The organism is Limosilactobacillus sp. C0001E2 (assembly GCF_056590915.1).
In genome coordinates this window covers 117,418-143,589 of sequence record NZ_JBWPXC010000002.1, presented here as the reverse complement: position 1 = coordinate 143,589, position 26,172 = coordinate 117,418, and the positions used below count along the sequence as shown (strand labels likewise).

At 43.6% G+C, this 26,172-nt stretch carries 25 protein-coding genes; 6 read left to right on the top strand and 19 right to left on the bottom strand.

Features of this window, described 5'->3' with window-relative positions:
* The first annotated feature begins 9 nt into the window (after positions 1 to 9).
* Positions 10 to 1,194, top strand: a complete 1,185-nt coding sequence (locus AC1EKL_RS02905; RefSeq protein ID WP_480188364.1) for a cation:proton antiporter — start codon at positions 10 to 12, stop codon at positions 1,192 to 1,194.
* A gap of 61 nt (positions 1,195 to 1,255) precedes the next feature.
* Positions 1,256 to 2,698, top strand: coding sequence for a sodium:solute symporter family protein (locus AC1EKL_RS02900; RefSeq protein WP_480188365.1), 1,443 nt, complete (start codon positions 1,256 to 1,258; stop codon positions 2,696 to 2,698).
* 65 nt (positions 2,699 to 2,763) lie between these two features.
* Here AC1EKL_RS02900 and AC1EKL_RS02895 read toward each other — a convergent pair whose 3' ends face one another.
* The 4 genes from AC1EKL_RS02895 to AC1EKL_RS02880 all read right to left on the bottom strand — a co-directional run bounded on the left by AC1EKL_RS02895 (position 2,764) and on the right by AC1EKL_RS02880 (position 8,083).
* Positions 2,764 to 4,119: a flavocytochrome c gene (locus tag AC1EKL_RS02895; protein WP_480188366.1), complete on the bottom strand. Its 1,356-nt coding sequence runs from the start codon at positions 4,117 to 4,119 to the stop codon at positions 2,764 to 2,766.
* A gap of 10 nt (positions 4,120 to 4,129) precedes the next feature.
* Positions 4,130 to 4,717 (bottom strand): peptidylprolyl isomerase, encoded by a 588-nt coding sequence (locus tag AC1EKL_RS02890; RefSeq protein WP_480188367.1) that lies wholly within the window; start codon positions 4,715 to 4,717, stop codon positions 4,130 to 4,132.
* Positions 4,718 to 4,981: 264 nt separating this feature from the next.
* Positions 4,982 to 6,931, bottom strand: a complete 1,950-nt coding sequence (locus AC1EKL_RS02885) for a sucrose-specific PTS transporter subunit IIBC (RefSeq protein ID WP_480190194.1) — start codon at positions 6,929 to 6,931, stop codon at positions 4,982 to 4,984.
* A 117-nt stretch (positions 6,932 to 7,048) separates the two neighbouring features.
* Positions 7,049 to 8,083, bottom strand: coding sequence for a zinc-dependent alcohol dehydrogenase family protein (locus AC1EKL_RS02880; RefSeq protein ID WP_480190193.1), 1,035 nt, complete (start codon positions 8,081 to 8,083; stop codon positions 7,049 to 7,051).
* A gap of 148 nt (positions 8,084 to 8,231) precedes the next feature.
* Between AC1EKL_RS02880 and AC1EKL_RS02875 the strand changes: the two genes are divergently transcribed.
* Positions 8,232 to 9,707: a sucrose-6-phosphate hydrolase gene (locus tag AC1EKL_RS02875; RefSeq protein WP_480188370.1), complete on the top strand. Its 1,476-nt coding sequence runs from the start codon at positions 8,232 to 8,234 to the stop codon at positions 9,705 to 9,707.
* A gap of 74 nt (positions 9,708 to 9,781) precedes the next feature.
* Entirely contained in the window at positions 9,782 to 10,402 is a 621-nt protein-coding gene (locus AC1EKL_RS02870) for a CAP domain-containing protein (RefSeq protein ID WP_480189951.1), read from the top strand.
* Here the strand turns inward: AC1EKL_RS02870 and AC1EKL_RS02865 are convergent.
* Together AC1EKL_RS02865 and yjeM are read right to left on the bottom strand one after the other, a co-directional pair.
* Positions 10,380 to 10,538 carry a hypothetical protein gene (locus tag AC1EKL_RS02865; protein WP_480188372.1) on the bottom strand — a complete coding sequence of 53 codons (159 nt, stop codon included), beginning with the start codon at positions 10,536 to 10,538 and terminating at the stop codon, positions 10,380 to 10,382. The two genes, AC1EKL_RS02870 and AC1EKL_RS02865, sit on opposite strands and share 23 nt — an antisense overlap.
* A gap of 14 nt (positions 10,539 to 10,552) precedes the next feature.
* On the bottom strand, positions 10,553 to 12,043 hold the full coding sequence (yjeM, locus tag AC1EKL_RS02860; protein ID WP_480188373.1) for a glutamate/gamma-aminobutyrate family transporter YjeM: 1,491 nt from the start codon (positions 12,041 to 12,043) through the stop codon (positions 10,553 to 10,555).
* A 200-nt stretch (positions 12,044 to 12,243) separates the two neighbouring features.
* Here yjeM and AC1EKL_RS02855 point away from each other — a divergent pair, with 200 nt between their 5' ends.
* Positions 12,244 to 13,152 (top strand): serine hydrolase, encoded by a 909-nt coding sequence (locus tag AC1EKL_RS02855; protein ID WP_480188374.1) that lies wholly within the window; start codon positions 12,244 to 12,246, stop codon positions 13,150 to 13,152.
* 24 nt (positions 13,153 to 13,176) lie between these two features.
* On the opposite strand, the gene AC1EKL_RS02850 is transcribed toward AC1EKL_RS02855, so the two are convergent.
* The 13 genes from AC1EKL_RS02850 to AC1EKL_RS02790 form a co-directional block, all read right to left on the bottom strand.
* Complete coding sequence (locus AC1EKL_RS02850) at positions 13,177 to 14,001, bottom strand: hypothetical protein (protein WP_480188375.1); 825 nt, start codon at positions 13,999 to 14,001, stop codon at positions 13,177 to 13,179.
* Positions 13,998 to 14,564, bottom strand: coding sequence for an alpha/beta fold hydrolase (locus AC1EKL_RS02845; RefSeq protein WP_480188376.1), 567 nt, complete (start codon positions 14,562 to 14,564; stop codon positions 13,998 to 14,000). The genes AC1EKL_RS02850 and AC1EKL_RS02845 overlap by 4 nt, the downstream gene beginning before the upstream one ends.
* Before the next feature lie 96 nt (positions 14,565 to 14,660).
* Positions 14,661 to 15,182, bottom strand: a complete 522-nt coding sequence (locus tag AC1EKL_RS02840; protein WP_480188377.1) for an HdeD family acid-resistance protein — start codon at positions 15,180 to 15,182, stop codon at positions 14,661 to 14,663.
* A gap of 73 nt (positions 15,183 to 15,255) precedes the next feature.
* Positions 15,256 to 16,083 carry an exodeoxyribonuclease III gene (locus tag AC1EKL_RS02835; RefSeq protein ID WP_480188484.1) on the bottom strand — a complete coding sequence of 276 codons (828 nt, stop codon included), beginning with the start codon at positions 16,081 to 16,083 and terminating at the stop codon, positions 15,256 to 15,258.
* A 130-nt stretch (positions 16,084 to 16,213) separates the two neighbouring features.
* Entirely contained in the window at positions 16,214 to 16,873 is a 660-nt protein-coding gene (pgmB, locus tag AC1EKL_RS02830) for a beta-phosphoglucomutase (protein WP_480188378.1), read from the bottom strand.
* Between the two features lie 19 nt (positions 16,874 to 16,892).
* Entirely contained in the window at positions 16,893 to 19,145 is a 2,253-nt protein-coding gene (locus AC1EKL_RS02825) for a glycoside hydrolase family 65 protein (protein ID WP_480188379.1), read from the bottom strand.
* A 52-nt stretch (positions 19,146 to 19,197) separates the two neighbouring features.
* On the bottom strand, positions 19,198 to 20,544 hold the full coding sequence (locus AC1EKL_RS02820) for an SLC45 family MFS transporter (RefSeq protein WP_480188380.1): 1,347 nt from the start codon (positions 20,542 to 20,544) through the stop codon (positions 19,198 to 19,200).
* A gap of 160 nt (positions 20,545 to 20,704) precedes the next feature.
* Positions 20,705 to 21,640 carry a LacI family DNA-binding transcriptional regulator gene (locus tag AC1EKL_RS02815; RefSeq protein ID WP_480188381.1) on the bottom strand — a complete coding sequence of 312 codons (936 nt, stop codon included), beginning with the start codon at positions 21,638 to 21,640 and terminating at the stop codon, positions 20,705 to 20,707.
* A gap of 92 nt (positions 21,641 to 21,732) precedes the next feature.
* Positions 21,733 to 22,602, bottom strand: coding sequence for a DUF6681 family protein (locus AC1EKL_RS02810; RefSeq protein ID WP_480188382.1), 870 nt, complete (start codon positions 22,600 to 22,602; stop codon positions 21,733 to 21,735).
* Between the two features lie 12 nt (positions 22,603 to 22,614).
* Complete coding sequence (locus AC1EKL_RS02805) at positions 22,615 to 23,031, bottom strand: hypothetical protein (protein ID WP_480188383.1); 417 nt, start codon at positions 23,029 to 23,031, stop codon at positions 22,615 to 22,617.
* 64 nt (positions 23,032 to 23,095) lie between these two features.
* Positions 23,096 to 23,539, bottom strand: a complete 444-nt coding sequence (locus tag AC1EKL_RS02800) for a Fur family transcriptional regulator (protein ID WP_480188384.1) — start codon at positions 23,537 to 23,539, stop codon at positions 23,096 to 23,098.
* A 12-nt stretch (positions 23,540 to 23,551) separates the two neighbouring features.
* Positions 23,552 to 24,106, bottom strand: coding sequence for a guanylate kinase (locus AC1EKL_RS02795; RefSeq protein WP_480188385.1), 555 nt, complete (start codon positions 24,104 to 24,106; stop codon positions 23,552 to 23,554).
* The gene (locus AC1EKL_RS02790; protein WP_480188386.1) at positions 24,106 to 24,528 is read right to left on the bottom strand and encodes a bis(5'-nucleosyl)-tetraphosphatase; all 423 of its coding nucleotides are present in this window, start codon (positions 24,526 to 24,528) and stop codon (positions 24,106 to 24,108) included. Before AC1EKL_RS02790 ends, AC1EKL_RS02795 begins: the two co-directional genes overlap by 1 nt.
* 112 nt (positions 24,529 to 24,640) lie before the next feature.
* Between AC1EKL_RS02790 and AC1EKL_RS02785 the strand changes: the two genes are divergently transcribed.
* On the top strand, positions 24,641 to 26,035 hold the full coding sequence (locus AC1EKL_RS02785; protein WP_480189953.1) for an amino acid permease: 1,395 nt from the start codon (positions 24,641 to 24,643) through the stop codon (positions 26,033 to 26,035).
* The last annotated feature ends 137 nt before the right edge of the window (positions 26,036 to 26,172 follow it).

The window sequence follows — 26,172 nt, the reverse complement described above, 5'->3', positions numbered from 1 at the left end:
GATTGACCAATGAACTATCTATTACAAATTGTGCTTATTTTATTGGTCGGGAAGGTTTGTTCTGAACTCTCCTCACGAATCGGTCTGCCTCCAGTCATGGGTGAATTGATTGCCGGAATCTTAATTGGGCCGGCCGTCTTTCATCTGTTGACGCCCACCACCTTCATCCACTATTTCTCTAACATCGGGGTCATTATGCTGATGTTTATTGCTGGGTTAGAAGGGGATCTCCGCCAACTCCTCCACTACTGGGCACCATCATTGACCGTGGCCACCTTGGGCGTGATTTTTCCAACGGGAACCGCCTACTTGCTGTGCCACGATGTATTCAACTTTGATGTCCAAACGGCAGCTTTCATGGGGCTCGTGCTTAGTGCCACATCCGTCAGCATCACCGTTCAGGTGTTGCGTGAAATGGGTTATTCCAACACTCGCGAAAGCCAGATTATTCTTGGCGCGGCCGTTGCTGATGATATCATCTGTATCATTTTGTTGGGCATCAGTGTTCAACTAGTTGGTCAGCACTCAGCCTCATCACTCAGCGGTAAAGTTCTTTCAATGATCGTTCCGCAAATTCTTTTCTTCATTATCGTTCTGTTGATTGGTCGTTACATCGTACCGAGATTCTTACAGATTTTTGACAAAATGGGGATTAGTGAAAGCCTCCCAACAGCAGCTTTGATTATCTGCTTTGGTTTTGCGTGGATCGCAGTGAAATGTGGCATGAGTGATGTTTTGGGTGCCTACTGTGCCGGACTAGCTATTTCACAAACCAAATATGAAGAAGCATTAGCACCAAAAATTGAACCAATTGGTTACGCAATTTTTACGCCCGTCTTCTTCATTAGTATCGGTCTAGAAGTTACTTTCCATGGTATTGGCAATGACGTCCTCTTCATTATCTGCTTGATTGTCATCGCGGTTCTTGGAAAGCAACTGGGCTGTGGAATTGGTGCTAAACTCTTCCATCTCAATTGGGAGGAAGCCAATATTGTCGGTGCTGGGATGGTATCGCGTGGTGAAATGGCGTTAGTGGTCATCAAAGTGGCCCTTTCGGCAGGATTGATTGATAAAAGCTACTTTACTGCTTTAATCCTGGTAACCGTCATCACAACCTTACTCGCACCACTGCTCTTAAAGATTTTTATTCAACGTAACGTTAATAGTCAAAATAATGAAAGGCGATTAGATTAACTATGCAAAAACTGGATTTGGGACGTTTAATTGGATCGTCCTCCTTGTTTACCTCCTTGCGATGTTGCTAATTGGGGCCTACTTTACCAAACGCGCTAGCAAGGATACCGATGCTTTCTTTAAGGCCAATAGTTCTGTTCCTGCTTGGGCCACTGGTTTCAGTATTTACGCAACCACGCTAAGTGCGATCACGTTTATGTCAACACCAGAGCAAGCATTCCTCACGGACTGGTCATACTCAGTTGGGAACTTGACCATCATTTTGATTATCCCAATTTTGATTAAATACTATGTACCGTTTTTCCGTAAATTACAAGTTACCACTGCTTATGAATACCTTGAAGATCGGTTTAGTCCCATCATGCGGGTTCTTGGTAGTTTACTCTTTATGCTCTACCACTTAGGAAGAATTGCAATTGTCATTTATCTACCAATTTTAGCCATTACTTCTGTTTCCTCAATTAACCACATCTTGATTGCCCTCTTCGTCGGTGGTCTTTGTATCATCTACGCATTCCTTGGTGGGATCGAAGGGGTTATTTGGACAGACGTTATCCAAGGATTCCTCCTCCTTGGCGGAGCACTCCTGATCATCTTCATTGGTGCTTACTACATCAAGGGTGGTTTTGGTACAATCGCCCATGACGTTGCCGTTCACCATAAACTTTACTCAAAAGCTAACTGGGACCCTCACAACCTGAAATTATTCATTCCATTAATTTTTGCCGGTTCCGTTTTTAACTCTCTTTACCAATACACGGGTAGTCAAGATGTGGTTCAGCGTTACCAAACCACTTCCACGATGAAAGAAACCGCTAAGTCACTTTGGACTAATGGACTCTTAGCATTCATTACGATCCCAATCTTTTACGGGATGGGAACGATTTTGTACAGTTTCTACTTGCACTCAGCAAGTCTGCCAAAGGGCTTCAACACGAGCGCCGTTGTACCATACTTTGTCATCAAAGAAGTTCCAGCTGGTTTAGCCGGACTGATCATTGCCGGAATCTTTGCGGCTGCGCAATCCACCATTGCATCCAGTCTCAACGCGATTTCTGCTTGTGCGATTACCGACTTCAAACAACGCTTCTTTGACAAGAAGTTCAAGCGGGTTAGCGACGTCCAATTAGCCCGGATTGTTATTCTCATTGCCGGAATTCTTGGCTTGCTAATGGCCATTTACCTCTTAGTTGGTAACCAATCCCAAACCTGGAACCTCTTCTTAGCCTTTACTGGTTTATTTGGGGTCCCAATTGCCGGAATCTTCGCCGCGGGGATCTTTACCCAACGTGCCAATACCGTTGGGGCTGTTACTGGTCTGATTGTCAGTGCTGCCCTTACCTACTATGTACAATCAAAGGGCATGTCACCATTTATGGTTTCATGTGTTTCCTTCTTATCATCCATGTTTATCGCATGGTTCGTCGGCTTATTCACCCCACAAAAGAAGAATATTGTTGGGCTAACTGCTAAGACCGTTGACCAAGAATACACTCGTCATTAATAATTTTACTCCTCATCAAAATAAGGGGGCAGAGTTCGGATTAACTGAACTTTGCCCCCGATTGTTTATTGATTAAATTTTAAATCACGCTGAATTGTTAATGCCGATTGGCGACCAAACACCACTGTTTCCGCAATCGAATTACCACCAATTCGGTTATTGCCGTGCAGTCCACCGGTAACCTCTCCAGCAGCATATAATCCATTAATTACCTGTCCATTGGCATCCAACACCCGGGTCTCCGGATCGACATGAATGCCACCCATTGTGTAATGAATTGCTGGAGCCACATGAATGGCATAAAATGGTGCCTTACTCAGTGGAAAACTCATTCCAGTTGTCCGGCTAAATTGTCGATCGTCTTGGACACGAACTGCCTCATTCCACTGGTGAATGGTCGTTGGCAAATCTGGCAAAGACAATTGTTCAGCCAGCTGCTCGATTGTCGCCCCTGTCTGCACTAAACCAATTTGATCATAAAAATCAATGGCCTTGACCCGCGAACGAACTTCCTGATCAAAAATTAAGTACGCACTATGCTTGGTTAACGCAGTAATGGCATTCGAAACTACGCGCCGCGTAGCCAGTTCGTTTACAAACCGTGTTCCCTTTTCATTCACTAAAATGGCGCCTTCACCCCGAACTGCTTCACCAATCAAAAAAGCGTGGTCTTGATCCTGCTGGACAGTTGGGTGAACCTGTACTAGATCCAACTGCATTAATTGTGCACCAACATGCTGGGCTAATTTTAAGCCGTCCCCTGTCGCACCAGGTTGGTTGGTTGTGCGGTAATTAGCCAAATCTGGTCGATACCGGCGCATCAACTCTTTGGAGGCCCCAAAACCACCCGTTGCCAATACTACCGCACGTGAATTGAATTGATGAACTGCTTTTTCAGCGTCAACATATTCTACTCCACACACGGCGCCGGTAGCGGTCAATAATTTACTGACGTGTGCTTCCGTAATTATCTGGGCTCCAGCTTCAACCGCCAACTTTTGTAATCCTTTGACCAAATAAGCACCTACGGGAGCTGTCGAAGCAGGACGGTGGGTTCGCTTGACTGACATTCCGCCAGTAATGGTCAAATCATCCAGTGGCAAGCCATGCTGGGTTAGCCATTCAATCGCTAATGGCGCATGGGTAACAAACTGTTTCAGCATTGCTGGATCATTCAGCTTACCACCACCCTGGTAAGTTTCCTGATAAAAATCCTGCATCCGGTCCGCAATTTGATTACGGGCTTGGACAGTTGTTTCCGCTGCATTCATCCCGGAAGATGCCCGCTTAGTATTACCACCAACTTGGGAATTCTTTTCTAAAACAGCAACTGTCAGTCCTAGCTCACGCGCCTGAACAGCTGTGGTCAATCCGGCACCCCCACTGCCAATTATAATTAAATCATAATCAATTTCTGTCATATCAGCACCCTTAATCAATACTAATTGATTTAATGACAACGTCATCCTTTGGGCGATCGCTCAAATCACGATCAACGCGGCTAATCTCTTTAGCCACTTTCATTCCATTAACGACTTGTCCAAAAACAGTGTGATGGTGATCGAGCCATGGTGTTCCACCATTAGCCACATAATGGTCAATGACTGCTTGCGGATAACCAGCCGCCTTCATTTGATCAGCCAAGTTCGTAGTAAGGTTTTCGTTCGTTACGATGAAAAATTGGCTTCCGTTGGTATTAGGGCCTGCATTGGCCATTGATAACGCCCCGTTAAAATTGAAAAGCTGGTCGCTAAATTCGTCTTCGAAAGCTTGACCATAAATGCTTTCACCACCAGCACCGGTCCCCGTTGGGTCACCACCTTGAATCATAAAGTCTGGGATAACCCGATGGAAAAGGACCCCATCATAGTATCCCTTTTTAGCCAATTCAACAAAATTTTTCACCGTCTTAGGAGCAAGTTGGTCAAATAGTTGAACCTCCAGATCCCCGTGATTAGTGTGAATTATTGCCTTAGTACCCGTTTGCGCTGCTAAGTTTAATTGTGGAAAGTCACTCATTAGTTCCGCCTCCTATTTATTCTGGAGTTGATTATATCATGATTAGCGCGGCTTACAGCAAAAAAGAGGCTGGAGTCTTCCAACCTCTTTGCTACTTTAAAGGTAAAAATGTAACAGCGCAGTAACTGGCTAGCAGTTCAACCGCTGATAAATCAGCAGTTGACCAAGCTACGCGTCGTAACCATCCTTGCGGGGATTCAAATACAAAGTCCTCGAATCGGACTTTCCATCCGATTTGAGGACTTTTTGTGTCACTTTTAATTATTATTTACTGACAACCTCAATCAAGTCATCGCCATGGCTAATCTCACCATCAGCAACGCGCTTGACTTGCGTGTAATTGGTCGTGTTTGTGACTACGACCATCACGGTGGTATCATAACCAGCTGCCTTAACCGCCGCTAGGTCGATGGTACCAAGGCGATCACCATTCTTAACCTTTTGGCCTTGTTCAACAAAGCTTTCAAAGTGTTCACCCTTGAGGTTCACAGTATCTAAACCAACATGAATCAAAACTTCGGCACCATCATCTGAAGTTAAACCATACGCATGCTTCGTAGCATAAGCAACTGTAATTGTACCATCAACAGGTGCATAAATCGTACCATCATTAGGAACAACCGCCGCACCATCCCCCATCATCTTCTGAGAGAAGACTTCATCATTTACTGCAGTAATGTCTTCGGCAGTTCCAGAAACTGGGCTTGCAACTACTTCATTCTTAGCATTTTCGTCTGCTGGTGCTGAAGCATGTTGAACTGGTGCGGATGCTTCCGCTGCTTGAGATGCGCCATCCGCTGCATCTGCACCCGCCATTGCGGGATTAACCAGTTCATCGTGCGCTTTACCATAGAAGAAGGTTACTAAGAAGGCAATTACAAATGAAATAACTTCACATAATAGGTAGCCTGGAATAGATTTAGCGTATACGGATAAGAAACCAATGAAACCAGCCGAACCCATTGAAGCAGCAACCACGTGCATTAATCCGGCAATCGTGGAAGCCACACATGAACCAACTAATGCACAGAAGAATGGGAACCGCAACTTCAAGTTCACCCCGAAAATTGCTGGTTCAGTAATTCCGAGCAAAGCAGAAATCGCGGAAGAACTAGAGAGAGCTTTCATCTTTTCATTCCGTGTTAAAAAGTAAACTGCAGTGGTTGCGGCCCCTTGGGCAACGTTGGCCATTGAAGCCACGATGAAAATAAAATCACCCGCACCCTTACCAGCTTTAAAGGCGGTCACTAATTGCGTTTCGATAGCAGGGAAGCTTTGGTGTAAACCAGTTAAAACAATTGGCGAATACAAAGCCCCAAAAATTCCTGTTCCTACAAATCCTAACGTGTCGTATAACCAAACAATTCCGTTCGTCAGTAAATCAGAAAGATCCTTCATCACCGGTCCGACCACGATAAACGTCAGGAACCCAGTTAAGAGAACTGAAATCAGTGGCGTAAATGTAAAGTCAACGGCAGCTGGCAGACGTTTATGCAACCACTTTTCGAAGATGGAAAGCATCCAAACCGCAGCCAATGCTGGAATAACCTGACTCGTGTAAGACTGAATATGAACAGTTAACCCGAAGATGTTCCAAGAACCGCCATCCGCTAAAGCCGGCGCGGTCATCATCATTCCGACAAATGCCCCCAAGAATTGGTCAGCACCAAACCGCTTCGCTCCAGAAATTCCCACCAAGATCGGTAAGAATACGTATGGCGCTGCCGACATGACGTTCACCATGCCTTCAATGCCCTTCAAAGCTGGCCACATTTGAATAACGGATTGGGGACCAAATAATCCTTTAGCCGTCAACACATTATCAAGGGCCATCAGCAAACCACCGGCGACCAATGCCGGAATAATTGGTACAAAAATATCAGATAAGAGTTTAATAAACGCCATGACTGGATTGAACTTTTGATTCTTTGCAGCAATTTGCTTCAGATCGTCAGTGGAAACTTCCTTCAATCCAGTTTGCTTAATTAATTCATCATAAACGTTGTTCACGTCTCCCGGGCCAATGATAATTTGGTACTGACCATTGGTCTTAAACGTTCCCTTAACGTCACCATTGTTATCCAATGCTTTTTGGTCAACTTTGGCTTCGTCTTTTAAAACTAACCGTAACCGCGTTGCACAATGCGCAGCAGCAACTAAATTGTCTTTGCCGACGGCGTTAATGACGTCGGTCGCAACTTGTTTGTGATCCATGAGCATTACTCCCTATCTCATCTAGATATTTGCGCTTAAATTGTAAGCGTTTTTTACACATTTGATAATACTAGATTTAGATTAAATGTCAAGCGTTTATCAATTTTTCTTTTAGCCTTACTGATCTTCACTAATTTTCAGGACACAGGCCCCATCGATATTCCCCTTGGCAACTCGTCTCAATGCCTCATCAGCCTTGTCAAACGGGTATTCAGTCACCGTTGGCTGAATGTGCAAACGATGGGCTAACTTCAAAAATTCTTCCCCATCGCGGCGCGTATTACTTTCCACACTTGTTAAGTTCTTTTCATGAAAAAGGTGCTGCTGATAATTTAGTTCTGGAACATCGCTCAAGCGAATGCCGGCTAACGCAAGCGTCCCTCCAGGAACGAGGTTGGCTAATGCATTGGGAACCATCTCGCCAGCTGGTGAAAACATAATGGCGGAATCTAGTTGAACTGGTGAATCATCATAGGCGCCTTGCGCAGACGCACAACCTAATTGCAACGCAAATTTTTGGGCATCATGGCCACGAGTGAAAACATGGACTTCAATTCCCTGCTTAATTGCTAACTGGGCAGTTAAATGTGCGGAACCACCAAATCCATAGAGGCCTAGTGTGCCACCAGCTGGTACGTTGGCGCGTAGATAAGAACGGTAACCAATAATTCCCGCACAAAGCAATGGTGCAGATTTAACTGGATCAGTATCCTCTGGCAGATGGTAGGCAAAGCCCTCCGGAACCGTCACATACTCTGCATAACCGCCATCATGATCCCATCCTGTGTAAATGGAATGGGGACACAAATTCTCCCGACCGGAACGACAAAATCGGCAAACCCCGCACGCTTTTCTAAACCACGGAATTCCAATTTTGTCACCAATCGTAAATCGTTGAGTTTGTGGTCCCTGCTTAACGACCCGGCCAATAATTTCATGGCCGGGAGTAACATGCTGCCGATGAACTGGTAGGTCGCCTTCGGTAACGTGTAAGTCGGTGTGACAAACTCCACATGCTAAAATTTTAACCAGAACTTCTCCAGACTGTGGTTCAGGGACCGGCTTCTCAACCAATTGCAGTGGGCACGGCTCTTGTTCAATTGGCCCCGGAGTGGTAACTTCCCAAGCCCGCATTGTTTTTGGAATCATCATTCTTAAACGTCTCCTTTATCGAATTTACCTTCATTGTAATCCTTTTGTGAAATAATGATCAATTTGTTTTTGCTAGACGTTTGACAGTCAACAGCCGTCATTTTAAAATAGAACCATCTTAGAGCACTTACATAAAGGAGATCTTATTATGGAATGGACACGGGAACAACGCTACCGCCCTTACCAACAATATTCGGCCCTCGAATTGCTTCACTTGCAGGCAGCAGCTGATAATTCACCTGAACAACTCCGGTATCATATCCGGCCAAGTTCTGGATTACTAAATGATCCAAACGGGTTCTCATACTTTAATCATGCCTGGCACGTTTTTTACCAGTCGTTTCCTTTTGGTGCTGCCCATGGTCTTAAATCATGGATGCACATGCAATCTACCGATCTAGTACATTGGCACTCCCGTGGCTTAGCTCTCACTCCTGATAATGAATACGATAGCCATGGTGCCTACTCTGGATCTGCGAAGCAAATTGGCGATCGGCTATTTTTGATGTACACCGGTAACCACCGTGATAAGGATTGGAACCGAACACCTTTCCAACTGGGTGCTTGGATGAACCAAAATAATCAGGTTACTAAACTAAAACAGCCCCTGTTCCGGAATCCGGATTACATTAGTGAACACTTCCGTGATCCCCAACTACTAGAACATGATGGTAAGTACTATGCCCTCTTAGGAGCACAGGATGCTAAAACTGAAACCGGCCATTTGGCACTCTGGGCCAGCGATGACTTGCAAGATGGCTGGCATGATGTCGGTTTGGTTAATTTCACTCCGTATCCAATGGGCTACATGATTGAATGCCCAAACTTAGTGATGATTGATGATCATGCTGTCCTGATTTTCTGCCCGCAGGGATTAGAGCAGAAGATCACCCATTACGATAATATTTACCCCAACACCTATATCATTGGGGATGAATTTGATTTTGAAAATGCTACGTTAAAGGGTAGTTCACAAGTCCCAGTAAATCTGGATGAAGGTTTTGATGTCTACGCTACTCAGGCGTTTAACGCCCCGGACGGCACAGCTTATGCTATTAGTTGGGTAGGGCTCCCTGACATCAGTTATCCAACCGATGATCAAACTTGGGCAAACTGTTTGAGTCAAGTTAAGGAATTGCACATCCGTAACGGTCAGCTCTACCAGCAACCAGTCGCAGCAATGACCAACCTCCGCGATCCAAAGGGCACTAAAGTTTTCTCCAATCATACGAGCATCATTGACGATCATGCTGGTCAACAATGTGAATTAAATCTGACAATTAGTGCTGATCAGACAGGTGTCTTACACCTTGCCGCCAATGAAGATTTGAGTGCTAGTTTACAAATCCAATTTGATACGAATGCTGGTACACTCACCGTCGATCGATCCAAAGTTGGATCTGCAGTTGCCGAAAAGTATGGTACGACTCGTTCCATTAAGTTACCAGCTCACCAGGATCTAAAATTACAAATTTTCTTAGATCATTCACTCGCTGAAATATTTGTGAATGATGGTCAGCAAGTGCTGACGCTTCGCTACTTTGCTGATCAGCACCATCAGAAGATTGCGTTTGCCACACCAATTAATGCGACTGGAAGTCTATATCAACTTAAAAATATCTAAACAAAATCCCCGTTCACGTGACTTGTGAACGGGGATTATTTAGAATATAGCTAAATTCACGGGGAGGAACAATAATGAAGAACAGTGTTGACCAGGCTAATTGGCAATCAGCCATCCACTACCTTATTGACCAAGCGTTACCCAATGCTGACTACCAAGTGGTCTGCTTTCATCAATCAAAATCTAGTGAAAGTTTATACGTTGACATTCTCTTTGAAAATCTCCTGTATCAACTGCGCTTCGCATTTCACGACCGGCAGGAAAAAAACCCCGATCTCTATTCATTCAATCTCCGATCCTATCCTCATGACGTGGTCCTAATTCAGCAACTTCGTCAGCTTCTACGCCATCGCCGACAAGGAATACCATTAACGTATCAGCACTTTGCTGCCCTCTCACTGATTGAAAAACTCGGTCAATTTAATGATTGCCCGCTTGAATATCGGAATGAACAATTTTGGAATCATCAACAGCCGATTACTTCACCAACGCTCGTCATCACATTAGACTTCCTGCTAACACATCAATTGCTTGTGATTCAGCATTCCACCAAACGCGTCTTCCTCTCAGAAAGTGGACAACAGCTATTAGATTTCTACTGGGATGTCGCTGATCAATATTTAGAAGAAAGCATTTGGGATCACAATCCGCGAACGCAAACGCCAACGGAACTTAATCTTTTTTGGAACGCTTAGGCGACTCCTGAGCTTGCTTTTGCGCTTGAGCATGGAGTTGTCGACGACGATCGCCATTAATAAAGTCGCTTTCTTGTGCAAAGAGATCCAATAGTGCCCACAGATTTTTTAAGCATCGGTCCTTAAACTCTTTCAACTGCATCGATCCGTCTAATTTAAAATATTCTTATGCTCAGCGTGGGTGTAGAATGCCCAAGCGATAATGCCAAAGAAGACGGGACCAAACGCTGTCCAGAATGCAGTCGCGTATTGGCCTTCCAAGATTGGTTCAACACAAGTGAAGAGAATCCCGACTGCCACAACCAACCAAACAACGATGGAAACAACCCACGTCCAGGTCATGCTCTTATAAAAGACAAACGGCCGATCTAAATCTTTTTTCATTTTAAAGAATGGGAACGCCCCTACCAAAAACAGGTATGGTGCTGATGACGAAACGTTCATCATATCAGTCAAAATGGTATAAAACTGTGTTGCTGCGTTCCCACCAAATGAAATAAAGAGAATAATTGCACTGACTAAGATGGCTTGGCACCACATTGCAAATGATGGCATATTCACATCATTCATCTTTGTAAGCCGCTTTGGTAAAAGCCGTGGATCACAACCTTCAATAAAGGATTTAATTGGTGAATAGACCATCACAAAAGCAGCTCCTAAGCCCCCTAAAACATCACTTAACGCCGTAATTTGGGAGAAAATCCGACCGAGCATCACTGCTCCGGAATGACCTAAACCGAGTTTAGCACCAACCGTCAAGCCCATATTATTAATCAAAACATACTCAACATTGGCCAGGTTAACATGGCTCTTTCCTAAAACCTGTTCCCAGTTAGCGCTCACCCCACACAAGAAAATCGTTAAAATATAAATCAAGGTCATGATAATCATGGCAATGATTAATGCCCGAGGGAAAGTCTTTTCTGGCTTCTTCACGGAATCAATCACACCAGCCATTGTTTCCAAACCACCATAAGCAAATAGGGCGTAGACAATGAACGAAATAACCGCAATTGGTGTAACAAAGGCATAGTTAGGTGATTTTACTAAACTCAGTGCCGTCACTGGTTCAGCTAGTTGGCCATGATTCATCATCCATAATAAGAGACTCGCCAAAATAAAAATCACGGAAATTCCTAAGGTTGCCACCCCACAAACGGAAGCAATCTTAGCAATCTTATTAATTCCCCGAGAGGCAATCCAGGTAACGACAATCATAAAAATAATTTCTAAAATCCCCAAAGTCTCATTAGCGGGCAACCCAAACAACCGCCAGGTCTGGGTGCGGTCAGTTCCTGAAATCATGGTTGAATCCGACACTAAAAAGTATTGAGTTGATGAGACTAGCCAAACAACCCACGCTGCAAGCCAAATGAAGGTCCCAATAAAGGCTGTTTTCTCACTTACGGAACCCCGTAACCAAGAAAAAATCCCCCCCTTAGCAGCCTTAAACGAGGCCCCATATTCTGCAAACATTAATGCAGATGGGAGGAAGAAAAGCACCGCCGTAACGATGTACCAAATGATACTGGCATACCCCATTTGATAAAAGGCCGTCAGTGAATTACTAAAGCCAAAGATTGATGAAAAGATCATCAATACTAAGGCACTCAAACCAATTTGGGTGGTTTTCTTTTCCATGTCAAAACTTCTTTCTTTGAATAATATTAATAATTATACAACTTTTCCGAGCAGTTGTGGATATTATTTCAAAGAAAGCAATTTAATTATCACTCTTACTACGATTGAAATGAATTGTTCACATTTATTTCATACAAATCGGCCGATAATTATGATAAGCTCATTATGTTACTCATTTTACTGGTCAGGAGGGAACAATTTTGCGTGAACCATCACGACGAGAAATTCGACATCAGCAACGTCGAACATTTCATAAAAAAACCATTATCGTCAGCTTACTCTTTATTGGGTTTGCGCTCTTACTCAACGTTGGCTTAATATTTCAAAGACACAATCCGCTCACCCAAGCCAAAAATGCTAACCCCATTAATATAGTTCCCAATCTATTTCGTTCCACTAGTTTAAGTAGTCAACTAAACCACCAATGGAAAGCGGACCTCAAAGGTGTTGATAGCAATGTTTCCATTGCCGTATATTCCACCAAGACTGGTGAAACATACATGTACAACACTACCCCAAGACACCAATACCACACCGCCAGTACCGTTAAAGTAGCTGTCCTCGCGGGAACTCTCCTTAAAAATTATGGCGATTTGGATAGTCAGGGACGTGAATATGCTAAAGCCATGATTGAAAATTCCGATAATGATTCTACAACTTCCCTCATTAACGATTACCTTGGTGGCACAGATGGTCTTCAAGATACGTTTAATCAATTTCAAATGACCAACACCCATGCCGAAAGCGCTTGGGGAATGACGACCACCACACCGAGTGACCAAATCAAATTACTCAACAACATTTTCTTTAGTTCCAATAAGTTAACGGAAAGTGAACAAAATTATATCCAATCCCTCATGAAAAATGTGGAAAGTGAACAGCAATGGGGAATTTCTGCCGGCAGTAGTAATTACGCCCTGAAAAACGGCTGGCTTGATCAGGATGATTCGGACAAATGGATTGTTAATAGTATTGGTTACGTTAGCGGCAAAGATCAAAATGACTATACGATCGCAGTTTACTCCGACGACAATTCATCCATGAACTCTGGAGAAGAATTGATCGAAAAACTGGCCCGTTCTACTAAAAAAATCATGGATAAAAATTAAAAAACGATCTGTAAAGTTAAGTCGCTATCCTAACTTTACAGGTCGTTTTGTAGTTATTGAACGAATCACCACCGGTGAGTGGCGAAACATTACTCGGCGATTAAAATCAGCGCGAATTTTAAAAAGCTCATTAATTGGCTGTACTAACAACCGACCAGTTTTGGTAAATTGATAACCGCCCCACATGTGTTGACGAATTGGCGGTAATAACTTACTTTTTATGTACCGAAGCCGCCCTACAAGGCGGCGTCCATCAACAAAACCAGCAGTCACTGGATCATAAACGTCAATATAATTATTGACCTTATGCTTAAATTTACGGACCCGTCGTTGTTGCCGACGACTGAGTAACCAATAAATATTGGGGCCTTCATAAATATCGCCCCGTTTAATCTGCCCCAGCTTAAGACAATTGGCGAGCGCATATTGGATATTAATTGAACCTAGCGAGTGACCATATAAATAGAACTTCGCTTCTGGATACTTACGTAAAATCCCATTCAACTTGCGAGCCGCCGTCCGCAATTGACTCGGAATCACCCCACGTTGGACAAATAAAGACCAACCAATTGGTAAATTCGTTGCTAGCCATTCATGATTCCAAGTTTCAATCGTCCCTTTGATTAATCCAGATGAACCTTTAAACAGCAGTGTATATTCCCTTTGTGGCCGATTTTCAATCACAAACATTTGAAAACCATCCGCCGTTTGGCAATGCTGGATCACCCTTCCAAACGGTTGCTGATCGATTTTAACTACTTGATCAGTCTGTAGCAACTGATATTCCATTTGGGCAACTTGCAAACGTTCGCGATCATTTAAGTCACGATTACAAAGCATTTTCATCACCGCAAGTTCTCACTTAATGCCTTAATTCCCGCTTCATTCAACGTCTTACCCATTTTCGGCACTACTTCTAAGTGCCCATCAATTAAACGATTCTTGAGTTCTTGGGCAACTCGCCGATTTTTGCGATCTTGTTCCCCAGTAAAGAGGTAGGTTAAGCCCTGAACGTGCATCAATTCACCCGTTAAATCCACCCCTTGGAGTGATTGTTTAAGTGACTTAAGCTGATGGCGGTCTAATGGAGCTGGTTGAAATAGTCCTGAATTTAGCAAATTCATTGAAGCTTGATAATGCGGTCGGACTAAAATTAGCCGATCAAGTCGTCCCAAAAGATCAACTGCTGCTCGTAACGCAACTAAGGCACCAAAGTCTTCTCCAATCAAAATGACTGGCTGGGCCACGGTTCGTAGATAGTCAACTACCGCTTGAACTAGTTGGTAAAATGTGTACGGGTTGAGCTGAAATTGTTGATAATCGAGAACTTGCAACTGACGGTGCCCAATATTTACTTGTTGCCAATCACTATGTTCTCGTTTGAATGATGGTAATACCACTACTGTCCCCATAATCATTCCTCTTTCATCATGATTTCTTTTATTTTAGCATGATTCAACAAAAAAGACGTGAGCACCAGCTCACGTCTTTTTAAAAACTTAGCACCTTTAAAAGGCAGCAACAATTGCAATTACTCCTAACAAGATCAGAGCAGCAGCGATTAACCAAACAAGAGTAATTGCCGAAAGCGCAGGGTTAAACAGTAAGATAACCCCTACAATCACGCCGATGACGTTCAAGACAACTAGTAGCCAGTAGTATCCCTTACCAAATTGCCGGTAGAAGTTGGAAACCTGCAATTGACCAATACTGTCAATAATAAACCAAAAAGCAAACAGGTAAGCAATTGTTAATGCGCCAACGCCCCGTACAAACAGGAAAATCAAACCAACGATAATATCTAAGATGGCCATAATTAACAACCAAGCAGATCGGTGATTCAGTAAATTATTCACCGTCTGGCGAAGCCAAATTTCATAGATTCCCTTTATGATGGCACCAATTCCCATCAAAATTGCCACTAACCGCAGGGTTTTATCGATATGATACATCGAAACACACCCTAAAATGACCAATAGGACACCTAAAATAAAGGCTGCCCAATCAAAACGCTTATTTGCTCGTTCCACAATTATTCCTTCTCTCATTTATAATCACAAATTCAGTATACCACGATTGTGGATGCCCTCTATACTAAATTAATTATAAATCAATGTCTAATTCAATCGGCGTATGATCACGGCGTGCTCCGGTATCAATCATCGATGATTTCACTACCTTACCGGCGATCCGATCACTAACCAACCAGTAGTCAATCCGCCATCCAGAGTTATTTTGCTTGCTGGTAATAACCCGTTGTGCCCACCAGGAATAGGCACCTTTTTCTTCTGGATGAAGGTGACGGAAACTATCCGTAAAACCAGCCTTTAATAATTTAGTAAAGTGCTCACGTTCTTCGTCGGTAAAGCCAGCTGAATGGTGATTATTTTCTGGATGGGCCAGGTCGATCGGCTCATGAGCAACGTTAAAATCACCACTGGCGATCACTGGCTTTTGCTGGTCTAATTGTTGAAGATATTCTCGGTAACGGTCATCCCAAATTTGCCGTTCAGCCAAGCGACGGATCCCGGTTCCTGAGTTCGGTGTATACACTTCCGTAACAAAAAAGTCTGGAAATTCTAAAGTAATCATCCGGCCCTCATCATCCATGGGTTCTGGAGCACCAATTTGCGGATAAGATATCTTTGGTGCGAGACCAGTTCGATAAAGATACATTGTTCCTGCGTACCCTTTCCGGGCGGGTTCAACTGAACTCCGCCAGGCAACTTGGTAGTCTGGGAAAAGTTCATTCAAAACTGTCAAGTGCTTCTTGGTGGGGCCATTTTTGGAAAGCTTAGTTTCCTGAATGGCAATCACATCAGGCGCTAAATCGGCAATTTTGTGCAAAACTTCCCGGGTTTCTCCGGCCCGAGTCGATGTTCCAGTCAACGCAGCATTAATTGAATCAATATTCCAAGAAATAAATTTCATCATGATCCTCCTCTTTGATTAATATCTTACGCCGAACGCCCATTAATTGCATTATCATCTTCCACATAAAAAGGAGGCTGGGTAACTCCCGGCCTCCTTGATGATTGTTGCGATGAGTGAATAGTTATAACTATAGTTGTGCTTTAATTGCGTCTAATGAAACCTCGCTCGTTTCATTAAACTTAACATCTGCGGCCTTCAGACTACTGCCTATCCCGATAGAGAGTTCTCCAGCGCTGTTGATGGCCTGAATTCCAGCCTGTGCGTCTTCGACCCCAGCTACTTCGTTAACTGGCAAATTCATCGTCTTGGCCGCTTCAACATAAATTTCTGGTTCCGGCTTTCCTTTAGAAAGCTTTGCTGGATCAACGATCTCCTCAAAATAGTCCGTCAATTGCAGGTACTTTAAAACTTTCGGAGCATTCTTGGAAGCAGAAGCTAACACTAAGTGATAGCCTGCAGCCTTTAGTTCATCTAAGAATGCTTTCATTCCCGGTAAGATATCAGCCGGCGTTAAAGTTTCCACTAACTTAACATAGTTCTCATTCTTTTCCGTCGCCAACGCCACCTTCTCATCCTGTGAATAGTCATTTTCATGACCACCGGCCTTGAGAATCAACTCGAGGGAATCCATCCGACTAACACCCTTAAGTGCATCAGCTAATTCCGGGGTCCATTCCGTCCCCACCTTGTCAGCCAATTGGTGCCAAGCCTGCCCATGGAACCGGGCAGTATCAGCAATTACCCCATCCATGTCGAAGGCAAATCCTTTAATCTCAGAAAAGTTCATGGTTAATCTCCTTCCTGAATTACTTTAATTCTAACTTTTGACCATCTAAATCAATCGTAATTGGGTCACCAGATACTAAGTCAATCTTCGTACCGTGCTTATCAAGCTTAACCTTTAAGATCCGCCCCCGGAACATTTGACGGAATTGGTATGAATCCCACTTCTTTGGTAAGAATGGTGCAAAGTGAAGTTGATCATCACGAACCCGCATGCCGGCAAATCCTTGAACAATGTCCAACCATGAACCCGTCATGGAAGTGATGTGCAAACCATCAGAAGTATCATTGTTGTAGTTATCAAGGTCAAGGCGGGCTGAACGTTCGTATAATTCAACAGCCTTGTCTTCATAGCCAATATCAGCCGCAATAATGGAGTAAACGGAAGCGGAAAGGCTTGATTCATGAACCGTAAATTGTTCATAGAAGTCAAAGTTATTCTTCTTTTCTTCTTTGGTAAAGTCATCAATAAAGTCCCACAGACCTTGAATAACGTCCCCTTGCTTAACATATGGTGAACGAAGAATCTTGTCCCATGACCAGTTTTGGTTCAGTGGGAGTTGATCACTTGGAATTTCAGAAACTGGGGTCAGGTCCTTATCTAAGAAGCCATCATTTTCTGGGAAAATATCTTTCTGCTTGTCGTATGGCAAGTACATATTATCCACGATACCCTTCCAGTAACGCTTTTCATCTTCGGAAACGTTGAGCTTCTTGGCAACATCGTCATCAACTTCTGCCAAGATTTCCAGTGTGTACTTCAATGTCCATTGACAAAGTAGGTTCGTGTACCAGTCGTTGTTGACGTTGTTATCGTATTCATCTGGACCGGTTACCCCGTGCAACATGTACTTGTTTTGCCGTTGTGAGTAATGAACCCGGTCTGCCCAGAACCGCGAAATTTCGGTTAGGACTTCCGCGCCTTCGTTGAGTACGTATGACTTGTCGCCCGTGTACTTAGTGTATAGGTAAATCGCAAAGGCAATGTCACCATTCCGGTGGATTTCTTCAAAGGTAATTTCCCATTCGTTGTGGCATTCGATCCCGTTAAAGGTCACCATTGGGAATAATGCACCCTTCAAACCTTGTTCCTTAGCGTTTACAAAGGCACCATCCAGTTGCTTATACCGGTACATTAATAAGTTACGGGCAATTTCTGGGTTGGCAACCCCTAAGTAGACTGGAATACAGTAAGCTTCTGTATCCCAGTATGTAGCACCACCGTACTTTTCACCAGTGAAGCCCTTTGGACTAATATTCAGCCGGTAATCATTACCATAGTAGGTTGAGAAGAGTTGGAAGAGGTTAAAGCGAATCCCTTGTTGGGCCCCTTCGTCTCCTTCAATTTCAACATCGGACTTTGTCCACCGGTCGGCCCATTCTTGGACATGGGGAGCTAATAAATCATCAAAGCTTTGACCATCTAATTGGTCGGTTAAATCATCTAAACGCTTGTCGATCGCTGCTTGGGAATCAAAGTCCCGAGAGGTAACGACAACGGACCGCTTTTCAATTGTTACTTCTTGGTCAGCAGCTACTGTGCCCGCAAAGTTATTGTAAGCATCCTTCTCATCAGTACCATCACCGACGTGGGCTAAATCCGTCTTCGTGGTCGTCTTCATCCCGACAGTAAACTGTGGCGTCCCAAAGTCGTTCGGCTTCGTTTCAGAAGTTAATTCGGCATGTTCATCACTAGCATTCTTGCCCAAAACGTTCCAGAATTGTTCATCGTAGTTGGCGTCTTCATTATAGACATCCGCATCAATCATGCTGGTAACTTCGACCTTTGCATCATCATTACCGTGATTCTTAATGTGCAACCGTTGACCCACTAATTCTTTTTGGACGGCCGAAACGAACCGTTCAAAGTTGAAGTACATTTCAGTACCACCGATTTCAACGGTAAATTCACGAGTTAAGACGCCCCGTTTCATATCAAGATCTAATTTGAAATCTTTTGGTGTTTGTTTGTTTAAGTCCAGTTGTTCACCGTTAACTTTAATGATTAACTTCATAAAGTTAACCGCGTTGATCATCTTACCAAAGTATTTTGGATAACCGTTCTTCCACCAACCAACACGTGTCTTGTCAGGGAACCAAACCCCACCGAGGTAGACTCCTTGCATATGGTCACCGGTGTAGCCTTCTTCGAAGAAGCCCCGCATTCCCAAGTTTTCGTTTGCTAATGACGTCATTGATTCCTGAAGGCGTTTATCTTCTGGATCCCATTGTTTAGTTGCAACGTGCCATGGCGCAATATCAAATGTTCTTTTCATGGTAAATTCCTTTCTTATTTAAATCCTTTAATTCAATTCTCTTAGTAACTTTCTAGCGGACATACGTTTCGTGAATTGTTCCAACTGACAAGGCAGCTAAGATCATTACCACCCCACCAAGCAGAAACATGTGGACTTGTGAACCACCCAGCATTGGGAAGAGCACAAAACTCAGCAGTGAAGCAACAATTTGTGGCAGACAAATAGAGCCGTTGAATAATCCGAGGTAAGTTCCCATATGCTTGCCAGATAATGCATTCGTGACGATGGTCAGTGGGTAGGTATTCATGCCGGCCCAGGCAATGCCGACTAAGGTGTACGAAATAATTAACGTCCACTTGTCATGGATATAGAAAACAGAGATAAACCCGATGGCCCCGAGTAAAAGACTACCAGCATACCCTAATTTGTGATACTTGTTTGGCACCTTAGCTAAGACGTATGACCAAATCACGGCAGCGATGGATTGAACGGCCGCCAAAACCCCATACCAGTTACCAGCATCTTGATAACCAACGCTTGAAGCATTCGTCGTTCCCCAAACGTTACTTGCAATGGCTCCCGCTGAGTAAGTCCACAGGTATTGGAAAGCAAACCAGCAGAAGAATTGAACTAGGGTTACCGTCCAGAAAACCTTTGGTGCATGCCTTAGCAGCGCCAACCAGTTACCGCCTTCTTTGTTATCCGCTTCGGAAATGCCGTGATACTTAGCATAAGTTGCAGGATCATATTCATGAACTCGGAAAATCGTGAAGAGACTCGTAATTACCAGCAAAGCAGCACCCACGTAGAAGGAAATAATAACTGATTGTGGTACCACACCCTTCGGTGCTTTATTCGCAACCCCCAACAAGGTTAATAGGAATGGGAAGATTGCTGCCAGCACCGCTCCGGTGTTTGACAAGAAGCTTTGCACTCCGTAGGCATAGCTCTTTTGATCATCATTTACCATGTCACCAACCATCATCTTGAATGGCTGCATTGCAACATTGGAAGATAAATCAAGAAAGGCAACCGTAATTGCCCCAAACCAAAGTGCGGCCAGTGAACCATACCCAAAGCCAAAGCTGCCTGAGTTAGGCAACAGGAGCATCACAATCACCGCCACAATTGTTCCTAACAACAAGTAAGGAAGCCGCCGACCGCCTAATTTAGGTGCCCAGGTTCGATCAGAATAATAACCAATAATTGGTTGAACGATCAATCCAGCCAACGGTGGCAAAATGAAAAACCAACCAAGGTTATTTGGATCAGCACCAATGGTTTGGAAAATTCGACTCATTTGCGAACTTTGCAGGGTAAATGCCGTTTGCACACCCAAAAAGCCAAAGTTGATCATCCAAATCATGCTACTGGAGAGCCTTGGCAAACCAGCAGTTTGTGAATTCTCTTGACTCATAACAAACACTCCTTAAAAATCCGCGTTTTTTGAAAGCGCTTTTACATTACGCCTAATAATATACCAGACATTATTTTTTATTGCAACCGTTTGCACAAAATTTAAAATAAAAAATCCAGCTAACCTGGATTACATGCATTAGCACTCCTGTTAACTGGATTTAGCTGACTTGGTAAGGTACATAAATATGGTGGTGACGCGGATTAAACAATAGCTTCACGGCTTCTGCCCCTAACTTCTGTGGTTGCAGATCAATTACACTTTGATCGCTAAAGACGACTTTAATCCATTGACTGTTATTAAAACAGGCCACCGGTAGTTCGGTCTCTTTTAACTGACGGGCATAGCGCAGGTAAATCACGTCATCCGCAAAAACTAGTCCATCTGCTGCTGGGTGACTAGCTAGCCATTTCATTAAATCATCTTTTGGTGAGAGCTGAACCACCATTGGTGGTAAGGACTTGCCTTGCATCGCTTGTTCATAGCCCTTTCGTCGATCAGTTTCAAAGGAATGGTCAGTTGTAGATTGAACAAACACGGGGCGGTGTAACTTGTGCAGTGTACACAATCGTTGGGTGGCTGCCTCACCGACCGCAACGTTATCGTTATCAACAAAGCGGTCCAAGGCATTATATGGATGACCCACAATGACATATGACAATTGATGCTGACGTAGGTAATCCACAACAGGGTCATCCTTTTGAGAATACAGGAGGACAAATTTATGAACTTTGGCTTGCTGAGCCATTGCTTCAACCTGACGAACTAAATCTGCTTGGTTCGTCCCCATCGCCACCATCATTTCATAATTTTTACGTCGAATCGCCTTACCAATTCCCCACATAATTTCAATATGAAATGGGTTGGCGGGTTGGGTCGTCTTTGCATCTGGAATTGGGAAAACCACCCCAATAATATTAGCTTCCCCACGACTTAAATTCCGGGCCGAAAAATTAGGCCGATAGCCTAATTCACGGGCGATTTGTTTAACATGCTGACGAGTTTTACTGCTAATCCGGGGATTATCATTTAATGCGCGTGACGCTGTCGATGTTGAAACACCGGCCTTAGCAGCAATTGTTCTAATCGTAACCAACCTATTTTCCTCCACAAACGTAATAATATTATTTTAACAAAAAAAGCAGGCAATGACTGACCATTTTTAGGTCACCATCGCCTGTAATAACTTTATTGATATAAATTACGCCGTTGCTGTTCCGCGGCATCTTGTGACTCACGATTTTTATACGCCACATGGGCAACTAAACCAAAATCACCGTCCGTCAAGATAGTGGTTCCCCGCCGCCCTGGAATCTTATGTGGCCCGCCAGTAACAAAGACGTTCGCTAAATATAGGCGGTACTTTTCATGAGCCGCGTGGACATCAGTCAAGCCGACCTTTGTAATGTGACCAACCCTTACTCGTTCCATTTGGTTCAAACCGGCATAAATTTCCAAGCGGTGTCCAAATTCATCATTGACTAAATCAAAGTATGGTGGTGTTTGATGATCATTCAGCGCATTTACTGGCTGGTGAGTCTGATTGTATTCATCGATAATTGCCGACGCATCCTTACCGTTATAATCAGCCGTAAAGATCCCTTCTTCAACTAACTGATCTACTAAATGACGTAGGTTATACTGCTCCTCACGATCAATCGATACGTCTGCGCTAATCAGATTACTATCAGTAAAGTAGCCATTTGCTTGGTTACTAATCATGGCCGCTGCCCGATCAGCCCGCGTTTGTCCACGATTCTCATTACTCTGGTCATAACCCGTAATTTTAACCAACCACGGTGATAAGACGTCAAATCGCGAAGTACGGTTTAGAAAATAATAAACCGCATTCAGGTAAACATAGTAGGTAATGGCAATCACTGCTAGACAGTACAGTAACCCCCGCATCCAAGCGTGGTTAACAAGTAACCGGTAGGTGACATAGATTAGGTAAAAATCACCTAGGAGGGCAACTACTGTATAGATTTTATTTTTCAACTTGGTATTGATATTAAAGTAACCAAGCGAGTGGTTAATCATATCAAGGAAACTAAACATGCGTTACCCTCCTTAGTTATTACTTTCTGTTCCACCAGTCGCATTAGTTTGGGTATTATTGGTACTACCATTAGTGCCATTATTAGTAGTGGTGGTATTTTCGTTGGTGGAATTCGACTTATTCGTTGTGGTTTCGTTTTGACCAGTCGTCCCGGTATTATTATTCGTTGTTGTGCTAGATTGACTCTGGCGTGTTACTGATGATGACGACGATTGATCATCGCGGTCACGATCATCACTATTACTGTTGCGGTTACTATCATCACGGCGCTGCTGATCATCAGGGGTCCGACGATCAGTCCGCGTATTAGTTACTTTGGCCCCTTCATTCGTATGGGTGGTTTTGTTAACCACCACGTTCGTTGCACCTAATGCTAACACTAATGACACTAGCGCAAATGGGGTAACAAATGGTGGTGTTTTTAACATATTCGACGCTCCTTTTAGTACCCAATTATAATCAACTTTCCCCTTGATGAATGTTAAGGATCTTCTAAGATTTTCGCTTTAACTTTCGCTGACATTCTGCGCAATAGCCATACAGTTCAAAACTATGACCAGTAATCTTAGCTCCCGGTAGCTGAACTTGATAGGCAGCATAGTTAAAATTAGGCATTTTGATTTCTTGCACTTTGCCACAGTTTTGGCAAATAAAGTGGTGATGATGGTGCGGATCACATTCTAATTTGACCATCAAACCATTCGTGCCCTGCTTAGTTTCCACTAACTTAAGATCTTTAAATTCCTGTAAATTACGGTAGATTGTGTCATGACTAATACTTGGGTATTGTTGACGCATTTGAAGGTCAACTTCCGTAATATCAACGTACCGTTCTAAGAAAGAATCCAAAATATTAATCAAAGATTCTCGTTGCTTAGTCCAACGTAATCCCTGCTGTTTAATTAACTGTTTGGCATGTCTTAAATTTTCCGTCATCTTATTTACTCCCTATTTCTGACGAAGAATCCGGTCCAATTTAGCAGTTGTTTCTTTCCACCGGTCATTCACAATCACGTGAGCCTTCCCCCTCAGTTCTGGCGGTAAAGTCAGGTCGCGTTCATATTCGGCACTATTTAACCGAGAAGTAATCGCCTTTTTCAGATCGCCCCGTGCTTTGAGCCGTTCAGCCAGTTTTTTTAGATGGGAAACCGTCAGAAAAATAATGACTGCTTGATCGCCAAGTTTTTCTTTATAGGTAATCGCACCCTTGGTATCCAACACAATGACATCAAATTGATGATTTTGCCACCCCTGCTTTAACCCTTCTAATGAAGAACCATACCAATGGTGGTCATATTCAACCTTCTCCAATAAATGTAATTTTTGCATTGAATCACGATTCTCAAAATAGTAATCAATCCCATTTTGTTCATTAGACCGCGGTGTTCGAGTCGTATGGGTGATCACCTTAAACATGTCATACTTTTTCTTTAAATAACGGTCAACCGTTGTCTTTCCCGACCCCGTTGCACCGGTAATGACAAATACTTTTTTCTTTTCCATTAGCTCTGCTGATTAACTAGGTGGGCGTGAACCTTATCTAAAAGTTCTTTGAGGTTACTATAGGTTAGTCGTTGCCGGGCTGCATCATAGTTGAACCAGCCCGCATCCTTAATTTCTGCAGCCTGAAGGTCCAGTGCTTCTGGTTCTGGAAGGGCTGCAGTATAAAGGGTCATTTGCTTCCGGTTACCATTTGGCAAATCATATTCTGTATACACATGAAAGCTTGTATCAATCGGTAAATCTAGCGAAGTTTCTTCTTTGATTTCCCGGTGGGCAGTTGCTTCCAAGGTTTCGTTCACCTCAACATGGCCCTTCGGAAAGCCCCAAAAGTTTCCCTTATTTGTACTTTCCAGTAATAGGTATTGCAGTTCACCATTGTTCCGTCGGTAAACGACTGCTCCAGCAGTCACTTCAATTGCCATTCTGAACACCCCTTAATGATTTTTTAATTGACTTTTAATATTAACTGACTTTATCATAGTCCTAATATGGAATCTATATTATAGAACATTATAACAAAGGTGGTTAGTGATTATGCACTTAAAGATTTTCAGAAAGGAAAGTCTTTCAAATTACTTAGGAGCCGACCAGCACTTCGTTAAATCGCTCTCCGCTTTTGATTTAATGACAATGGGTGTTGGCGCGGTCATTGGAACCGGGATCTTTATCCTGCCAGGGACGGTGGCGGCCAACGCTGCTGGACCCGGCGTCATTATTTCATTTCTGTTAGCCGCAATTGTCTGTGCGCTTGCGGCAATGTGTTATGCAGAATTTTCATCCGCTCTCCCCGTCGCTGGTAGTGCCTACTCTTACGGAAACATCATTTTCGGTGAATTTATCGGCTGGATTCTGGGTTGGGCCCTAGTGCTCGAATACATGCTCGCGGTGGCGACCGTTTCGACTGGTTGGTCCGCCTACTTTAACGCATTGTTGGCCAGCTTTGGTGTGCACATCCCAAAAGCCGTGTCTGGACCATTTGATCCCGCCCATGGCACCTACTTTAATCTGGTGGCCGTACTCGTGGTGCTCGTAGTCAGTTTGATTCTTTCACGAGGAATGCAATCGTCCAAGCGGGTTAACAATGCTATGGTAATTTTAAAAATCGTTATTATTTTACTATTCATTGGTGTCGGCCTCTTCTTTATTAAGCCAGCCAATTATCACCCATTTATGCCCTACAAGATTAGTGGAATTTTGAAGGGTGCGACAACCGTCTTCTTTGCTTTTCTAGGCTTCGATGCCGTTTCGAGCTCCGCCGCCGAAGTTAAAAACCCTAAAAAGAACATGCCAATCGGAATTCTCGGAACGTTGTTGATTGCGGCAATTCTCTACATGGGAGTTTCCGCAGTCTTAGTTGGTATGGTGAAATACACTAAGTTGGACGTTGCCAATCCCGTCTCCTATGCTTTGAATCTCGTTAATCAGGGCTGGTTAGCAGATACCTTAGCCATTGGTGCACTGATTGGGATGTTCACCATGATGATTACCACTATTTTTGCCAGTTCACGATTAGTGTACTCAATCGGCCGGGATGGTTTATTGCCAAAGCCGCTCAGTAAGTTAAATGCCCAGAAGGGTGAAACTCCAGAAAATGCCTTGTTATTCGTAACGATCATCATCGCAATTATGGGTGGTCTGGTTTCCCTTGACGAATTAACTAGTCTGGTTAATATCGGGACACTATTAGCATTTACTTTTGTTTCATTCGGGATTATTCCACTCCGTCACCGGCAAGATATTGATAATCAAGGTGGCTTCCAGGTGCCACTTTACCCGCTTCTGCCAATCATCTCCGGTCTGGCTTGTATCTGGATGATTTGTCAGCTTGGTAAAACCACCTTTATCGGTGCCGGAATCTGGTTCGTAATCGGTATTATTATTTACTTCAGTTATGGTTACCACCACAGTACAATTGCGTCAGAGAAATAATTTGCGTTCAGTGAGCTAGATAGCAAAGTCAGTAATGACTGCTGTCCGGCTCCTTTTTATTACAAATAATTTAGCCTCTGACCACCGACGGAGAGTACAATAGTAAAGAATAACAATATTGATACGAGGTGTCGTTT

Bases quoted from the DNA above. Each gene is read 5' to 3' on its own strand.
- AC1EKL_RS02905 (WP_480188364.1), top strand. From the start codon at position 10: ATGAACTATCTATTACAAATTGTGCTTATTTTATTGGTCGGGAAGGTT.
- AC1EKL_RS02900 (WP_480188365.1), top strand. From the start codon at position 1,256: ATGTTGCTAATTGGGGCCTACTTTACCAAACGCGCTAGCAAGGATACC.
- AC1EKL_RS02895 (WP_480188366.1), bottom strand. From the start codon at position 4,119: ATGACAGAAATTGATTATGATTTAATTATAATTGGCAGTGGGGGTGCC.
- AC1EKL_RS02890 (WP_480188367.1), bottom strand. From the start codon at position 4,717: ATGAGTGACTTTCCACAATTAAACTTAGCAGCGCAAACGGGTACTAAG.
- AC1EKL_RS02885 (WP_480190194.1), bottom strand. From the start codon at position 6,931: ATGGATCACAAACAAGTTGCGACCGACGTCATTAACGCCGTCGGCAAA.
- AC1EKL_RS02880 (WP_480190193.1), bottom strand. From the start codon at position 8,083: ATGATGATTCCAAAAACAATGCGGGCTTGGGAAGTTACCACTCCGGGG.
- AC1EKL_RS02875 (WP_480188370.1), top strand. From the start codon at position 8,232: ATGGAATGGACACGGGAACAACGCTACCGCCCTTACCAACAATATTCG.
- AC1EKL_RS02870 (WP_480189951.1), top strand. From the start codon at position 9,782: ATGAAGAACAGTGTTGACCAGGCTAATTGGCAATCAGCCATCCACTAC.
- yjeM (WP_480188373.1), bottom strand. From the start codon at position 12,043: ATGGAAAAGAAAACCACCCAAATTGGTTTGAGTGCCTTAGTATTGATG.
- AC1EKL_RS02845 (WP_480188376.1), bottom strand. From the start codon at position 14,564: ATGGGGACAGTAGTGGTATTACCATCATTCAAACGAGAACATAGTGAT.
- AC1EKL_RS02835 (WP_480188484.1), bottom strand. From the start codon at position 16,083: ATGAAATTTATTTCTTGGAATATTGATTCAATTAATGCTGCGTTGACT.
- pgmB (WP_480188378.1), bottom strand. From the start codon at position 16,873: ATGAACTTTTCTGAGATTAAAGGATTTGCCTTCGACATGGATGGGGTA.
- AC1EKL_RS02825 (WP_480188379.1), bottom strand. From the start codon at position 19,145: ATGAAAAGAACATTTGATATTGCGCCATGGCACGTTGCAACTAAACAA.
- AC1EKL_RS02820 (WP_480188380.1), bottom strand. From the start codon at position 20,544: ATGAGTCAAGAGAATTCACAAACTGCTGGTTTGCCAAGGCTCTCCAGT.
- AC1EKL_RS02810 (WP_480188382.1), bottom strand. From the start codon at position 22,602: ATGTTTAGTTTCCTTGATATGATTAACCACTCGCTTGGTTACTTTAAT.
- AC1EKL_RS02805 (WP_480188383.1), bottom strand. From the start codon at position 23,031: ATGTTAAAAACACCACCATTTGTTACCCCATTTGCGCTAGTGTCATTA.
- AC1EKL_RS02800 (WP_480188384.1), bottom strand. From the start codon at position 23,539: ATGACGGAAAATTTAAGACATGCCAAACAGTTAATTAAACAGCAGGGA.
- AC1EKL_RS02795 (WP_480188385.1), bottom strand. From the start codon at position 24,106: ATGGAAAAGAAAAAAGTATTTGTCATTACCGGTGCAACGGGGTCGGGA.
- AC1EKL_RS02790 (WP_480188386.1), bottom strand. From the start codon at position 24,528: ATGGCAATTGAAGTGACTGCTGGAGCAGTCGTTTACCGACGGAACAAT.
- AC1EKL_RS02785 (WP_480189953.1), top strand. From the start codon at position 24,641: ATGCACTTAAAGATTTTCAGAAAGGAAAGTCTTTCAAATTACTTAGGA.